The sequence below is a fragment of the Acinetobacter calcoaceticus genome, assembly GCF_900520355.1.
In the GTDB taxonomy this organism is placed as follows: Bacteria; Pseudomonadota; Gammaproteobacteria; order Pseudomonadales; family Moraxellaceae; genus Acinetobacter; species Acinetobacter calcoaceticus_C.
Map to the genome: position 1 here is coordinate 3,799,555 of NZ_LS999521.1, position 14,870 is coordinate 3,814,424.

Here is a 14,870-nt window from a genome sequence, read left to right on the forward strand (position 1 = left end):
CTTTTTAATAAAACTTAATGATCGTTGACGAGTTCGCGTCCTAGCTTTTTCAAGCGTGGTTTATAGAGCACGTGATAGGTGACTCCTAAAATGATCAACCATACTGGACTGATATAGAGTGCTTTCAAAGTATCTGGCTCGAGTGCCAAAATCACCAAAGTGAAAAGCATAAATGCTAGAACCAAATAGCTCATCCAAATGCCACCCGGCATTTTAAAATTTGATTTTTCATGTAATTCAGGACGTAATTTTCGATAGCGTAAATAGCACACCATGATGAGACTCCAGACACTAATGAATAGAATCACACAGAGTGAACTTGCCAGCGTAAATGCTTCCATGGTGTTTGGAACAAAGTACTGAAGTACCGCTCCACCCATGATAAAGATACAAGAGAAAATCAAACCATTTGAAGGCACGGCACGTTTTGATAAACGACCAAATGCACCCGGTGCTTGACCATCTTTTGATAAACCAAACAGCATACGGCTGGTTGAAAACACACCGCTGTTCATTGAAGACATAACGGAAGATAGCACCACCAAGTTCATGATGATGGCAGAAACCGGAATACCCGCATTTAAGAATAACTCAACAAACGGGCTTTTATCTGCGCGAATGTGATCCCATGGTGTTACTGACATCACAATAAAGAGCGCTAATACATAGAACAAAATAATACGTATCGGAATCGCGTTAATTGCTTTTGGTAAATTCTTCTCTGGATCTTTCGTTTCAGCAGCCGTTGTACCAATCAGTTCAACCCCGACAAAAGCAAAGACGGCTATCTGGAAACCAGCCAAGAAGCCTTCAGTACCTTTCGGGAATAAACCGCCATGCGACCAAACATTACTCATGCTTGCAACAGCACCTTGCGGAGCTTGGAAATGGCTGAAAATCATGTAGCCACCCACACCAATCAAACCAATAATGGCCAAGATCTTAATGAGTGCAAACCAGAATTCGATTTCACCAAACAAACGTACTGTCAGTAGGTTAAGACCCATCACAAACAATACACAGCCAGCACTAATCATGGCTTGTTGAGTTGGAGAGAAGCTCGCTCCATCGGGCAGCCAGAAACCTAAATAGTTAATGACCGCAGAAAGATCAGCAATACCCACCAACACCCAACCTAACCAATAGGTCCAGCCCAAATAATAACCAGCCCAAGGACCAATCAGATCATGAGCCATATCAACAAAAGATTTGTAATGCAGATTTGCAAGGAGCAACTCGCCCATTGCACGCATCAAAAAAAAGAACATTCCTCCAATAATCATATAGATCAAAAGGATTGAAGGACCTGCGAGGGAGATAGTTTTGCCTGAACCCATAAATAGGCCAGTTCCAATTGCACCGCCAATTGCAATCAGTTGTAAATGACGGTTAGACAATTTTCGTTGCAGATGATCAGGAGAATTTTCTGTATCTGAATGACGAGCCGTTGTCATATTAAAATTCCTTTTTAAATTCCTTTGTTAAGATCAGCAACCTATGGCTAAAATCGAACCGTATACCATAGGCCACTGAATCTGTTCACCAAATACTGACTGGATAAACCGTATCTATCTTCCTTCTGTTAGATACATCATCATTTTTGGAGTAAAAACGAATTACTTTTGTGCTGCCGTCACGGCAATTTCAATGAGCCAGTCTGGATTAACCAAATCGGCCTGAATTGTGGCACGCGATGGAGCAACACACCCTTTTAACCAGTCAACCCAAATCGCATTTACGGTTGAAAAGTCAGAAAGATTTTTCAAATAGAGCTGTGCAGAGAGCAAGCGAGATTTGTCGGTATCAGCAAGCGCCAAAAGTTCATCAATCGTTGCAAGAATTTCACGAGTTTGACCTGCCACGTCTTGCTCGGTATTTTTAGGTACCTGACCTGACAAATAAACCACTTTGTTAAAAACAGTCACGGCGCTCATGACTTCGTTAGTGTTAATCTTTTGTATATCTGAATTAGACATTCGGATTTCCTTATACCTGATTAATAAATTGAACACGGGCAGTAACTGCACACATCAGCTCGTAACCCACCGTACCAGATGAAACTGCGACATCATCAATAGGCAAAATAACGCCTGTACTTGATTGGCCCCAAAGCACGACTTCACTGCCGACTTTGGCATTTTCAATACCCGTTAAATCGACTGCCAACATATCCATGCTGACGCGGCCGACTGTACGAGTACGTACAGAGTCCACTAAAACTGGCGTACCTGTCGGTGAAATACGCTGATAACCATCGGCATAGCCACAAGCTACAATCCCAATCGTCATGGGTTGCTCTGCGACAAAGTTTGAGCCATAACCTACGCTTTCATTCGCATCTAAATGCTGAACGGAAATAATTTCACTGCGTAAACTCATGGTGGGTTGTAAACCCCAATCGGCAATACTATGCGTCGGGTAGTCTGGCGAGCTGCCATAGAGCATGATGCCGCTACGTGCATAATCTGATTTGAGCTGGTCTTGATAGCGCAGAATTGCCGCGCTATTACTTACCGATCTTTCACCCGGTAAATCTTTAATAATGTCTTCAAATGCAGTGATTTGATAATCAATACCTTTCTGACCGAAACGCTCGCCATCTGCATCTGAAAAATGCATCATGTGCGTAATCTTGGAGACGTTTGCTAAATTATTTAAACGTTCCCATGCCTGAACATAGTGCTGTGGTTTAAAACCAAGACGGTTCATGCCACTGTTCATTTTTAGGCAAACATCAAATTGTGCCGGATAAGGATGCTTTTGAACCCACTCAATTTGCTCTTCACTGTGAATGGTGAAACTGAGTTGGTACTGCACACAATCAAATAAGTCTTGAGGAGAAAAAATCCCTTCGAGCAATAAAATTGGACCCGTCCAACCTAAAGCACGAGTTCGTTTTGCTTCATCAAGATCAAGTAAGGCAAAACCATCTGCCGCCTTAAACGCTTCATAAACACGTTCAATTCCATGTCCATAAGCATTGGCTTTTACAACAGCAAAAACCTTACTGTTTGACATAGCCTTGCGTACCACCGCCAAGTTGTTTTGTAAGGCTTGACGGTGGATGACTGCGGTAATAGGACGAGGCATGATTAATTTCCTAACGTCCGTTATGCAGCATGCGCGTGTGAATAGCGCTGAATTGAAAGACCATCTGTACTGATTTCAGTCTTATGATTGAGTACGATGTCGCTGATTAATTTTCCTGAACCACACGCCATAGTCCAACCTAAAGTGCCGTGACCTGTATTCAAGAACAGATTTTTAAAGCGAGTCGCACCAATAATTGGGGTACTGTCTGGCGTCATTGGACGTAAACCAGTCCAGAAAGATGCCTGTGCCATATCACCGCCCGGGAACAAGTCCTGAGTCACCATTTGCAAGGTTGCACGGCGGTCTTCGTTCAGACCTAAATTGAAACCACTTAACTCTGCCATTCCACCTACGCGAATACGTTGGTCAAAACGAGTAATCGCGATTTTATAAGTTTCATCAAGCACCGTAGATTGCGGAGCAAAAGCAGGGTCAATAATTGGAATCGTTAACGAGTAACCTTTCACAGGATATACAGGTAACTGTAGATCGAGTGGTTTCAAGAAATCACGTGAATAACTACCAAATGCTAGAACATAACGATCTGCGGTTAAGACTTTACCATTGACCTGAACGCCCTTAATTTCATCGCCTTCAACAATCAATTTTTCTACGTTCTGGTTGAACTGGAAGTTAACCCCCAGCTCTTTAGCAATTTGAGCTAAAGCGTTAGTAAATAAATAACAGTCGCCTGTCTCATCATTTGGTAAATGCAAACCGCCGACCAATTTATCTTGCGTATTTGCTAAAGCTGGTTCTACACGGCCAAGTTCATCGCCATTTAATAATTCGTAACTTACGCCACACTCTTGTAGAACACTAATGTCGCGTTGAACCGCTTCCATTTGTGCTTCTTTACGGAATAACTGCAAAGTGCCTTTCGCACGGTTTTCGTAATTAATACCTGTATCTTTTCTAAGTTCACGTAAGCAGTCACGGCTGTATTCAGCCACACGCATCATACGTTCTTTGTTCACAGCATAACTTTGTGGATTACAGTTTTTCAGCATCTGCGCCATCCACTGTAATTGCCACATGCTGCCATCTAAATTAATAGCAAGCGGTGCGTGGTGTTGGAACATCCACTTCACAGCTTTAAAAGGAATTCCTGGTGCTGCCCAAGGGGTTGAATACCCTGGCGAAATTTGACCTGCATTACCAAAACTTGTTTCTTCAGCAGGACCTGACTGTCGATCAAGAACAGTGACCTCAGCTCCTTGTTGAGCTAGATAATAGGCACTTGCCACTCCGATAACGCCGCTACCTAATACAATTACGCGCATTTCTATTCCCTCACGCACACCAGTTTATTTAACTAGTATATTTCTACTTAAATAGTTTATTTCACTGTTTTTTGGGCTATAATCTAGGTAAATATATGTATTTCTCGTGAGAATTTTAAAAAAAGAGGAAATATCTATGCGCCCCTTAGATCGTATAGATCGCATGATTCTGGATATTTTGCAGCGTGAAGGACGAATTGCGATTAGTGAATTGGCATCGAGAGTCAACCTGTCGACCACCCCCTGTTCAGAGCGTGTCAAACGACTTGAACGCGATGGCATTATCATGGGTTACTTCGCACGACTAAACCCAGCTTATGTAGACCGTAATCTGCTCGTTTTTTTAGAAATTAAACTATCAGCCAAATCTGGCGATGTATTTGATCAGGTTGCCAGAGACTTAGTCGAGATTCCTGAAGTACTCGAATGTCATCTCATTTCAGGTGAGTTTGACTATCTTGTAAAAGCGCGCTTAAAAGAAATGAGTGCCTACCGCCGCTTGTTAGGAGATCTATTAAAGAAACTCCCCGCTTCGGCATCTTCACATAGTTATGTGGTCATGGAAGAAGTTAAAGAAACTTTATATCTTGATGTGAGTAAGTAAAGCGAGGCCACGATTGAACTCGCTTTACCCACATTTTGAACATTAGAAATATTTTAAAATCGAAATATGTTTGTTTTGATGTTTGAATTTCGAGAACCACTTAACTGCCGGATAAAGTGCAAAAGACAACACAATCGTGATTAACCACAGTATCCACACATGATTAACCGATAAATAATTTCCATGGTTGACACCCCACATATTCACTGCAAACACATACATCAGTTTCAACACATATAAATGCAGTAAATAAAAGAACATAGGCACCGAGCCAAATATCACCAATGGTTTTAAAAATGAATATTGCTGCATACGTTCGAAAGCAACCAGCACAATTAAACCGATTCCAACATTCAGCAAAATAAACAGTAAAGACGGTGGATACTTGGTGAGGTTAAAAAAGCTCATTAACGTCAGTTGTAATGACTCAAAATGTTGCCACGGCTGGTCACCATAGATATTGATAAAACGCAGTAAAACAAACAGGCCTATACTTGCCAGACCAATACTCAATAAATAGTGGGTTCTTTGCTTTGCAGTATATTTTGAACTAAAGAATTGGCCTAAAACATAACCCAGCAAAATAACACCAATCCAAGGCAAAACAGGATAGCTTGTACGAAGCTTTATACCTGCAAACTCAATCCAGCCACGCTCGTGTAAAACGAACCATATATTCTGTAAAAAACCATTTGTAAAATGCACTGAATCTAAAAAGTTGTGCCCAAAAATAATCACTAAAGCTGCGCCAGCAATGACAGGCAACGGTAAACTAACACAACCAGCCAACACTACCATGCTAATACCAATCGCCCATATCACCTGCAAATAAATGACTTCTGGTGGAAAAGTTGCTGTCCAAGCAAAGTTTACCAATGTCAGCTCTAACACAATTAAAAATAGACCACGCTTCAATAAAAACGTACGGGTTTGCTGTAAATCCTGTTTTTTTGAATGAAATAAAAAAGCCGAAATACCTGTTAAAAGAACAAAAACCGGAGCACAAATATGTGCCAATAACCGACTACCAAATAAGGCAGGTTCAGTCACTGTTACATCCATTGGATCTATGACCTGCTTATGCAAATAGAAAGTTTCTCTTACATGGTCAAGCAACATAATCAAGATGACCAAACCACGTAAGGCATCAATCGACTGTAAACGCTCAATATTTTTTTCTAAAGCCATAGCGATAATCAATAAAATAATGTAACGTTATACTATTACATTTAATCCCTTTTGTCTTTCATGGCTGCTCATTTATGCAACACAAATTAGGTTTGTTGTCTTCCTTAGGTCTATCGTTTATATCGACACTCAGTTGGGGAGAAGAAACGTCAACGGTATTGGCAACCATACGCGTTCAGGCTGAAACCACCCAAGAAGATGTAAGTCAAAATAGTTCAGCGACTAAATTTTCCCACGATGTTTTGGATGTACCTTTTAATCGTGCTTTTGTTTCTAAACAGGTGATGGAACAACAAGACGTTCAGCGCATTGATGATGCATTAACCTTAGTCAGTGGGGTTTTTCATCAAAACAATTATGGCGGCGGTTTTTGGGATAATTACTCTTTCCGAGGTTTTAGTGGCGATCCAAATTTAGGGGCTACCATGATCCGTAATGGTTTAAGTGTAAACCGAGGTGTTAATGCTCCCAAAGACATCGTAAATATTGACTCTTTAGAATTTTTAAAAGGACCAATGGCTGCCCTCTACGGACGTGGAGAAACAGGTGGTTTGCTCAATCTAAATAGTAAAAAACCACAGTGGGAACGTGAAAGTGAAATTAACTTACGCGCCAATAGCCAAGAACAATATAGAATGAGTCTGGAACATACCTCGCCGATTAACGATGAATTGGCCTATCGTTTAGCTGTTGCCTATGAAGATAATCAAAGCTTCCGTGATCATGTCAGCAGTGAACGCTGGTTCTTTTCGCCGCAGCTCACATGGAAAATTTCAGACCAGACTCAACTCGACTTCGATAGTGAATTTACTCAGCACAAAGGAACCTTTGACCGCGGGGTAAGCACGGTTAATCACCAGTTTGTGATGGACCCGAAAACATTTACTGGTGAACCTGACGATGGCGATATGAAAGTAAAAGATTACTTTTACCAGTTACGTCTTAGTCATGAATTTAACCCTGACTGGAAACTGAATAGTGCGGTCAGTTATAAAGATGCTCAAATGGTCGGCTTTTCGACCGAACCACGACGCATACAAGCTAACGGCCGTACTTTAGAGCGCCAACGCCGCTATCGTGATTATCAAAGTGAAGATGTGCTGGCTCAGACAGAATTGCTTGGTAAGCTTGATACTTCATGGGCTCGACATGAAATTTTACTTTCAACTGAACTTGGTCAACTCGATTATCAACAATATCAACTGCGTCGTAACCACAGCTCAGGCATGCCAAATACAATTGATATTTACCAACCTGAATATGGAAAATATTTACCAGATTTAGCACCGTTCACCAACACCAAAGAACAGCAACGCTATTTCGCACTCAATGTACAAGACCAGATTTTTTTTAATGATCAGTGGAGTGTGCTATTCGGCAACCGTTTTGATCAGGTCGAACAAGACTTTAAAAATCACCTGACTCAGACCGAAAGCAACCAGACCCTTCATCAAAATAGTCCACGTTTCGGAGTAAATTTTAAAGCTTCTGACCAATGGGCTTTTTATACGAACTATGGTCGCTCATTTGCGATGAATAGTGGTATGAACCGAAATGGTCAAACCTTTGCCCCTGAAAAAGGTGAAAGCTATGAGGTCGGTACAAAATATAAGATTAACGACCAAAGTGTACTCAGCCTTGCTCTGTTTAAAATGAAAAAACAAAATGTGCTGACAACAGATCCAATCGACAATGCATTCCAAACAGCCGCTGGTGAAGTCAGCAGTAAAGGGATTGAATTTGACTTAAATAGCCAGATCAATGACCGATGGCTCATCAATGCCAACTATAGTTATACCGATGCTCAAATTGAAAAAGACCAAGACCTAGCGAAAGGTGCTCGTCTGAGCAATGTTCCAAAACACCAAGGTTCAATCAGCACCGATTATGAGTTTCTGCAAGAAGGCACGAAAAAGGCAGGTGTAGGTGCTAACCTCACCTATGTCGGTGAGCGCAGTGGTCATAACATTGATAATGGATTTAACTTACCAAGTTATACGCTGGTGAATTTAAATGGCTACTACGCCCCGTCTGACCGCTTACGCTATCAGCTCAATGTGAATAATCTATTTGATAAAACTTACTATGTCTCAAGCTATAGCGATTTATGGGTTCAACCGGGTGAACCACTGAACGCTTCAATTTCGGCACAGTGGAAATTTTAATTCATCTATAAAATAAAAAAGCCCGAATCATTTTCGGGCTTTTCATTAAAACATACCATTTTCATTGATGAGCGGGTCGGGTTGTATTTGTCCAATATCCCAAAACTCAGCAATTTTTCCATTTTCGAAACGACAAATATGAACCACTGCCAAGGTTGTTAACCCGTTCATTTGCATTTCGAGTTTAGAATGCACAGCGACCAAATCACCATCTTCAATGACATGTTGAACATCAAAGACTTTGTTTGGCGTTTCAATTGCACTTTCACGCATTCCTTCCTTCAAAGAAGTTACATCGCCCGCATAATAAGGGTTGTGATGCTTGAAGTTAGACGCGGTGTAATTGCTATAGGCTTCATCGACTTCGCCAGCAGCGGCAAGCTCTAAAAACCGTACAGCAATTTTTTTTTGAGATAAGTTCATGATTATCTCCTACCCATTATTTTAGACTTTACTGTAACAAGTCATCTTCTTCATCTTCATCCTCATCGAAGACATAGGCCATGCAGCCCCACCCATCATATTCGCCCTGAAACTTTTCAGCGATGCTGGTAAACCATTGTTCCAAATCAACAATATCTGAGTACTCTGGTTCCATGTTGACAAAGACTGTAATCACCCATTCATTTGGTTCAACAGAATCATCTTGAAAGAGTGAAACTTTTTGTTCTTGGTACAGTAAATAGAGCGCACATTGCTCTGCATTTTTCTGATCTTGAAAAGCGATAGAAAATTCAATTTCATGTAGATCGGTTAAATCATCCCCATCTTCAGCCATTTGCCAAAGTACATTACCGTTATCGTCGTCTGGAAATTGTTCGTAATCACGAGTCATAATATGATCCCTTGTTGTTGTTGCCGTATTAATATTATTCGGCATTAAGAATACCCGACTTTTATTGCAGTTTGGGTATATATTCCGTTCCCAATTGCATCAAATTAATTTTTTAATTATATAAATTTTAAAAAGGCACCTGCGATTCAATCACCACATCCGTTCTATTTAAGGGATGCTGGAAAGCCAAATATGCGGCATGTAACGCCATCCGGTTTAAGTGAAATTGCTTAGGTTCGGGGTGATATAACTTATCACCCATAATCGGATGTCCAATATGCATCATGTGTACACGTAGCTGATGTGAACGCCCTGTTACTGGTTCAAGCAATACTCGACTTTGATCTGTTTGGACATCATAGACGAGAGGTTGAAATAAGGTTTTAGCATGTTTACCTAATTCAAAATGCACAATTTGTCTCGGGCGATTTTCCCAATCGGTAATGAGTGGAACCTCGACGCTCCCCTCTTCCTCGACTTGGCCTTGCACCAAGGCAATATAGTGTTTTTTGACTGTTCTAGCCTGAAACATTTTACTCACCGCAACTTCTGCATCACGGTGTTTGGCAAACATGAGTAAGCCTGATGTTGCCATATCTAGACGATGAGTCACTTTGGCTAAAGGGAACTTTTCCAGCACTCGTAAATAGGCACTGTCATGATGCTCAGGCAAACGACCCATAACCGACAATAGGCCCGCAGGTTTATCAACCACAATGAGGTCATCATCTTCAAATAAAATTGAAAGAGGGTCTTGTGGTGGAGCATAAACAAAGTTGTCGTTTAAAGGCATGGTCGTAGAAACAGCAATGGAGCATGGCGGCAGATCATAAAGAAATTTCCGATTTACCGCAAAATATTCTATAACTCCCCATGTTCCACGTGAAACTCAAAAAAATTTACCGTTTTTTATTCATTTCAGATAAAAGATCGAGCTGAATTTCTTGAATATGTGCAAGCCTTTCCCATTGATGCGATAAAAGATGATCCATTTTTTCATGTAAATGGCGAATCTTGAGCTCGGCTTTTAGATTAATTTGATAGTCATGTTGAGAGCGCAAACGATCTTTCGCTTCTTGCCGATTTTGACTCATCATAATGACAGGTGCCTGAATTGCAGCTAAACAGGACAATACCAAATTAAGCAAAATAAATGGATAAGGATCAACAGGATGCACCACCATCACTACGGCATTTAAAATGATCCAAGCCACTAAAAATAGTGCTCTAACCCAATATCTGTAAAGTGGCTGGTACTATTTTTCGGTGGGCAGGAATCACAGGCAACATGTACAGCCGCCCAAGTAAATTTTTAATATGCACTACTGTGGTCACGGTCAGTACTTGAGTCTCTTCATTTTTATAAATAGATAAAGTCACATTTAAATGTTTATCATCATCTCCAATCAATAACTCATTTTCAGTACGCTGTAACAAGGTAAAAATTCCAATTCGATCCCCTGCTACATATTCACTTTCTAATTTATGGGGATCAATTTGTTTAAAACTTCCTAAATCTTTAAGTCCAATCTTGGACGTAATTTTATTACGCACATTCATGCTCCACTCTATCCACTGCGGAGTGTGATGGAACAATTTAATGAGCTGTTGAAATACATTAAGGTCGGGTTGACCAAGCACAATGCTCCAAGAATCATGAAAATAAGCATTGTTCAATTGAGAAGAGATTTGGCTATCACTTGGTAAAGCGGAAAGATAAGGCCTATTCATAAATTATATTCTTATAAAGTATTTTTTTATTATAGCGAATTTTTTAGGGTGTCAAGGGAAAACATCTATGGTTTACCTCAACAATCATAACTTTGTAAGTTATAACCTTGTGCCTATAAACTTTTGATTTATAGCGTCCTAAGCCGAATCGAGACCTTTTGGGTGAGTACACACTAACGTTATACGTTTTGGTGCATGCTACTCTTTTCGATCCCTATCACACCCTTGAGATATAGTTTAGCCAGCACCCTGCGGGATTGTTTTTCTAAGAACAGCTAATTTTCATTATTTTTGGAAATTTTTACGCCATTAAGTAAATTAAAAAGAATTTATTCCCATTTCACCATAATTAGTTAAATTTAAATTCCACTTTATTTGTGTTTTACGGTTTATTTTACCAAGCCATTAACCATTTTTAGCAACATTGCATCAAAATATAAAAATTAAATCACCCTTCATTTCTTCAGTCATGAAGGGCAAAAATCTTTTATGAAGAGATAAAACCATGCTTACGAGCGTTGTAAACGGTGCATAACGCGATGAGAGCAAAAACCAGCATAATCCATGGAAAAGAAGCTGCACCAAAACTTTCAAGTAGCCCACCGCCAACCATTCCACCGAATGCGATAGTAAGGTTAAACATAGTGACCAACATGGACTGTGCGACATCTGCTTCATGACCCGCAGTATTTGCTAAAGCAGTCTGTAATAATGTTGGAGCGCCGCCAAAAGTTACTCCCCACAGCACAACGCCAGTTATAACTACAAAACTCGAAGAGCTGTAAGCACCTAACAGTATTGTTGCGATAGCAAATACAAATAAGCTTAAAAGCGTTATTTTTCTTAATGATCGATCGATAAACATACCTGTAATCAAGATGCCTACAATTGAAGAAATACCAAATACAAAAAGTATCGTCTCGACTTTGTATGCCTGCCCTGTTGAAGCTAAGAAAGGCGAAATATAAGTATAAAGAATGCTATGGGCTAATATCCAAAGGAATACTACTGCTAAAACAGCTCTAATGCCGGGCATTAAAAGAACTTTTAAAATGGGCAACCTTTTTTGTGCTGATTGTCCAGCAAAATCAGGAATACTAAAACGAATCCAGACAAATAAAATCAATGCCAGTAAAGACATGATCCAAAATACGCCACGCCACTCAAACAGCGTTCCCAACCACGCACCCAAAGGAACACCAATAGACAAAGCAATTGGCTGCCCAACCCCAGCAATTGCTAAAGCTCGACCTTGATACGATGCTGAGACCATGCGCCTTACATAACCCGCTAAAAGCCCCCATATAACGCCCGCCGCCATACCTGCAATGAAACGAGCAATCAAAGTCAAAATGTAATCATTTGATAAGGCAGTAATCGCATTAAATAAAAGTAAACCTGCAATAGCACTGAGTAACAAGGGTCTCCGATTCCAACTACGGGTAAGACTAATGAGAGGTATTGCCGCTAAAACTGAGCCCAAGGCATACACTGCAATAAGCTGCCCTGCGTATGCCTCTGAAATATTTAGCCCTTGACTGATTTGAGGCAAGAGCCCTGCTGGCATAGTTTCTGTCATAATGGTGAGAAAGCCAGCAACTGTAAAAGCCAACAGTTTCCAAATCGGTAATTGAGCAGAGAACTCTTCACTTAACTGATGAGATGTTTCATCACTCTTAATATTCATAAAGCTTTACTCTCAAACTCTTTTTCAGCGGGCGTACCATGCTCTGCATAGCTATATGTTTGTTTTACAACGTTAGGATGGAAAGACATTTGTTCTCCATGTGAACTAAAAATATTATTCAGGAATGATCATTCCAATTTAAGTTAAATAAAAACCTTAACTATTCAGCTCAACCATAGTTAAGGTTTAAATGAATTTTATAAAACGTTTAAAGTAATCTCGACCACATCCATTAAACATTGCTTTCTTTGTTCAAGCGGGCTGCCTTTGCCTAAAACACGTAAACCTTGCATGGTATTTAGAAAGAAACTTGCTAATGCACGTGGGTTTTGGGTAGAAGCAATTTCGCCAGATTGTTGAGCTTTAATTAATAAATTCTCTAAAGCATGCTGTAGTTTCTGTAGATTACTTACAACAAATTGAGCGACATCTTCATCATGGCCAGACAACTCTAAACAAGCATTTGCGACCAGACAGCCTTTGTGTTCTGCATCATTTAGCTCATCTTCAACTACATTAACAAGTAATTGCCGAATCAGTTCTTTCGGTGAGCCTGAACCAGACAACAACTTTACATTATTAAGTGTAGTTAAAAGTTCATAGCGTTGTAATGCTTTTTGATAAAGCCCTTGCTTACTTTGAAAGGTACTGTAAAGACTACTTCTAGATAATCCTGTACCTTCAACTAAGTCTTGAACTGAAGTCGCTGCATATCCATGATGCCAAAAAACATGCATGGCTGCATCAGCAATTTCATCAATTTCAAATTCCTTTGTTCTCATAAGCAGCCTTAACAGGAACGGTCGTTCCAATTAATTTATGATATGAAGATAAATAAGTCAAATTAAAAGTTATTTTATCAATCGTTGTCCCATCTGGATCATTCAAACCAAACTTACTCATTACTGCTTTTAAGATTTTTTGTTTTGCTCTTTCAGTATTATTTTTTATAGATAACTTTTTCGCTTGAATACATTATAAAAACATATTATAAACTATTTCTAACCAAATAATTGGTTTTTGGAACTTTATAATGAACAACAATATTATAATCTTTGGTTATGGAACAGGTATTTCCAAAGCCGTAGCACATAAATTTGGTAAAGAAGGCTATAAAATCGGGTTAGTGGCACGAAATGCCGAAAAACTCGAAAAGGCCATTTTAGAACTTAAAACACATGGTATTGAAGCTTACGCTTTTACATGTGATTTAGCTGTTCTTGAAAACATACCAAATCTTATTAAATGCATTAAAGATCAATTAGGAGAGATTAAAAATATTCATTGGAATGCTTTCCATGATATTGAAGGTAACATATTAGAAACCCCTCCACTGGAGCTCACCAAAAGCTTTCATATTCGCGTTTCGAGCTATATTGCTACGGTACAAGCTTGCCTAGGTGATTTAGAAAAAAATCATGGCAGCATTTTATCGACAAATGGAATTTTCGCGTTCGATGCAGTGGGAATAGATTTAGTTGCCAAAGAGTATTCATCATTAGCCATTACTGCTGCCGCCCAATATAAAACCACCAATTTACTTGCTCATAGTCTAGCTGACTCAAATGTTTACGTGAGCCAAGTGATTGTGAATGGTTTCGTTGATGGGACATCAGGCGCTCAAGATAAAACGTACACAGTACATCCCGAAACCATTGCAGAGCAGTTCTGGTACTTACACCAACGTAAACAAGAAACCGTTTCTCTTTGTGGAGAAGCAATTCAAGCTGCTTAAACAATTTCTTATGACAGAACAAGCGTACTAAATTACGCTTGTTCTAGTTTTTAAATTTATGCTTACGTACTGCAAAATTATTTAATTATTTTTCATACTCTGAAGGATCAATTTTGTATTTTTTAAATAAAATAGAGCGTACAGAATCATTTATGCTGTCATCATATTTAATAATTAAATAAATATCTTTCTTAGTTAAAGGAATAGTTTTTAAAATATCACTTAGCTCTGTACTTCTAATGGAACGTACTTCACTTGGTTGTTTAGATATTTCAGGATCTTGCTCTTCAAACTTAAAATCAACACCTTGCAAGTTGAAATAAACCATAACTCTTCTGTTTAAAGAGTCACTATCATCATATAGAACTGTTCCTGCTGGAAGGATTGTATATTCCGAATAATTATCACCATTTGAAGAAATTTTTAGAGGCTTCTCTAAAATATGTATCTTAGGCATTTCTCTAAAGCTCCACAGATAAAAATTTAAAACTAATTGAATTAAAAACAAAATTCCTAATATGATTATTACCAGATTTTTTTTCATATATC

General features: G+C 39.4%; 15 protein-coding genes and 1 pseudogene. 3 read left to right on the forward strand and 13 right to left on the reverse strand.

The features are described 5' to 3' along the window. Positions 1-14: 14 nt before the first annotated feature. From AC2117_RS18195 to AC2117_RS18210, 4 genes are all read right to left on the reverse strand, one after another. Complete coding sequence (locus AC2117_RS18195; protein ID WP_133975939.1) at positions 15-1,454, reverse strand: amino acid permease; 1,440 nt, start codon at positions 1,452-1,454, stop codon at positions 15-17. Positions 1,455-1,616: 162 nt separating this feature from the next. Further along, positions 1,617-1,976, reverse strand: a complete 360-nt coding sequence (locus AC2117_RS18200) for a RidA family protein (RefSeq protein ID WP_005037543.1) — start codon at positions 1,974-1,976, stop codon at positions 1,617-1,619. A gap of 10 nt (positions 1,977-1,986) precedes the next feature. Continuing rightward, positions 1,987-3,090: an alanine racemase gene (alr, locus tag AC2117_RS18205; RefSeq protein ID WP_133975941.1), complete on the reverse strand. Its 1,104-nt coding sequence runs from the start codon at positions 3,088-3,090 to the stop codon at positions 1,987-1,989. Positions 3,091-3,110: 20 nt separating this feature from the next. Next, positions 3,111-4,376 (reverse strand): D-amino acid dehydrogenase, encoded by a 1,266-nt coding sequence (locus tag AC2117_RS18210; RefSeq protein ID WP_133975943.1) that lies wholly within the window; start codon positions 4,374-4,376, stop codon positions 3,111-3,113. A gap of 136 nt (positions 4,377-4,512) precedes the next feature. Between AC2117_RS18210 and AC2117_RS18215 the strand changes: the two genes are divergently transcribed. Further along, complete coding sequence (locus tag AC2117_RS18215; RefSeq protein WP_003655656.1) at positions 4,513-4,980, forward strand: Lrp/AsnC ligand binding domain-containing protein; 468 nt, start codon at positions 4,513-4,515, stop codon at positions 4,978-4,980. A gap of 42 nt (positions 4,981-5,022) precedes the next feature. On the opposite strand, the gene AC2117_RS18220 is transcribed toward AC2117_RS18215, so the two are convergent. Then, positions 5,023-6,168: a DUF1624 domain-containing protein gene (locus AC2117_RS18220; protein WP_133975945.1), complete on the reverse strand. Its 1,146-nt coding sequence runs from the start codon at positions 6,166-6,168 to the stop codon at positions 5,023-5,025. A gap of 74 nt (positions 6,169-6,242) precedes the next feature. Here AC2117_RS18220 and AC2117_RS18225 point away from each other — a divergent pair, with 74 nt between their 5' ends. Beyond that, entirely contained in the window at positions 6,243-8,333 is a 2,091-nt protein-coding gene (locus AC2117_RS18225; protein WP_133975947.1) for a TonB-dependent siderophore receptor, read from the forward strand. A 45-nt stretch (positions 8,334-8,378) separates the two neighbouring features. Here the strand turns inward: AC2117_RS18225 and AC2117_RS18230 are convergent, their stop codons facing one another. The 7 genes and pseudogenes from AC2117_RS18230 to AC2117_RS18260 form a co-directional block, all read right to left on the reverse strand. Then, positions 8,379-8,756 (reverse strand): nuclear transport factor 2 family protein, encoded by a 378-nt coding sequence (locus AC2117_RS18230; RefSeq protein ID WP_133975949.1) that lies wholly within the window; start codon positions 8,754-8,756, stop codon positions 8,379-8,381. Positions 8,757-8,784: 28 nt separating this feature from the next. Further along, positions 8,785-9,168, reverse strand: coding sequence for a ribonuclease E inhibitor RraB (locus AC2117_RS18235; RefSeq protein ID WP_003655664.1), 384 nt, complete (start codon positions 9,166-9,168; stop codon positions 8,785-8,787). 127 nt (positions 9,169-9,295) lie between these two features. Then, entirely contained in the window at positions 9,296-9,961 is a 666-nt protein-coding gene (locus AC2117_RS18240; RefSeq protein WP_133975951.1) for an RluA family pseudouridine synthase, read from the reverse strand. Between the two features lie 106 nt (positions 9,962-10,067). Next, positions 10,068-10,394: pseudogene (locus AC2117_RS18245) on the reverse strand (DUF1003 domain-containing protein); the annotation flags it as partial. Position 10,395: 1 nt separating this feature from the next. Next, entirely contained in the window at positions 10,396-10,899 is a 504-nt protein-coding gene (locus AC2117_RS18250; protein WP_133975953.1) for a DUF2867 domain-containing protein, read from the reverse strand. 487 nt (positions 10,900-11,386) lie between these two features. Beyond that, on the reverse strand, positions 11,387-12,586 hold the full coding sequence (locus AC2117_RS18255) for an MFS transporter (RefSeq protein WP_133975955.1): 1,200 nt from the start codon (positions 12,584-12,586) through the stop codon (positions 11,387-11,389). A gap of 197 nt (positions 12,587-12,783) precedes the next feature. Beyond that, positions 12,784-13,368, reverse strand: coding sequence for a TetR/AcrR family transcriptional regulator (locus AC2117_RS18260; protein ID WP_133975958.1), 585 nt, complete (start codon positions 13,366-13,368; stop codon positions 12,784-12,786). Between the two features lie 251 nt (positions 13,369-13,619). Between AC2117_RS18260 and AC2117_RS18265 the strand changes: the two genes are divergently transcribed. Beyond that, positions 13,620-14,321 carry an SDR family NAD(P)-dependent oxidoreductase gene (locus AC2117_RS18265; RefSeq protein ID WP_133975960.1) on the forward strand — a complete coding sequence of 234 codons (702 nt, stop codon included), beginning with the start codon at positions 13,620-13,622 and terminating at the stop codon, positions 14,319-14,321. Between the two features lie 85 nt (positions 14,322-14,406). On the opposite strand, the gene AC2117_RS18270 is transcribed toward AC2117_RS18265, so the two are convergent. Further along, positions 14,407-14,865 carry a hypothetical protein gene (locus tag AC2117_RS18270; RefSeq protein WP_026070301.1) on the reverse strand — a complete coding sequence of 153 codons (459 nt, stop codon included), beginning with the start codon at positions 14,863-14,865 and terminating at the stop codon, positions 14,407-14,409. Positions 14,866-14,870 lie beyond the last annotated feature (5 nt).

Bases quoted from the DNA above. Each gene is read 5' to 3' on its own strand.
- AC2117_RS18255 (WP_133975955.1), bottom strand. From the start codon at position 12,586: ATGAATATTAAGAGTGATGAAACATCTCATCAGTTAAGTGAAGAGTTC.
- AC2117_RS18250 (WP_133975953.1), bottom strand. From the start codon at position 10,899: ATGAATAGGCCTTATCTTTCCGCTTTACCAAGTGATAGCCAAATCTCT.
- AC2117_RS18200 (WP_005037543.1), bottom strand. From the start codon at position 1,976: ATGTCTAATTCAGATATACAAAAGATTAACACTAACGAAGTCATGAGC.
- AC2117_RS18260 (WP_133975958.1), bottom strand. From the start codon at position 13,368: ATGAGAACAAAGGAATTTGAAATTGATGAAATTGCTGATGCAGCCATG.
- AC2117_RS18235 (WP_003655664.1), bottom strand. From the start codon at position 9,168: ATGACTCGTGATTACGAACAATTTCCAGACGACGATAACGGTAATGTA.
- AC2117_RS18220 (WP_133975945.1), bottom strand. From the start codon at position 6,168: ATGGCTTTAGAAAAAAATATTGAGCGTTTACAGTCGATTGATGCCTTA.
- AC2117_RS18240 (WP_133975951.1), bottom strand. From the start codon at position 9,961: ATGCCTTTAAACGACAACTTTGTTTATGCTCCACCACAAGACCCTCTT.
- AC2117_RS18270 (WP_026070301.1), bottom strand. From the start codon at position 14,865: ATGAAAAAAAATCTGGTAATAATCATATTAGGAATTTTGTTTTTAATT.
- AC2117_RS18210 (WP_133975943.1), bottom strand. From the start codon at position 4,376: ATGCGCGTAATTGTATTAGGTAGCGGCGTTATCGGAGTGGCAAGTGCC.
- alr (WP_133975941.1), bottom strand. From the start codon at position 3,090: ATGCCTCGTCCTATTACCGCAGTCATCCACCGTCAAGCCTTACAAAAC.
- AC2117_RS18225 (WP_133975947.1), top strand. From the start codon at position 6,243: ATGCAACACAAATTAGGTTTGTTGTCTTCCTTAGGTCTATCGTTTATA.
- AC2117_RS18195 (WP_133975939.1), bottom strand. From the start codon at position 1,454: ATGACAACGGCTCGTCATTCAGATACAGAAAATTCTCCTGATCATCTG.
- AC2117_RS18265 (WP_133975960.1), top strand. From the start codon at position 13,620: ATGAACAACAATATTATAATCTTTGGTTATGGAACAGGTATTTCCAAA.
- AC2117_RS18215 (WP_003655656.1), top strand. From the start codon at position 4,513: ATGCGCCCCTTAGATCGTATAGATCGCATGATTCTGGATATTTTGCAG.
- AC2117_RS18230 (WP_133975949.1), bottom strand. From the start codon at position 8,756: ATGAACTTATCTCAAAAAAAAATTGCTGTACGGTTTTTAGAGCTTGCC.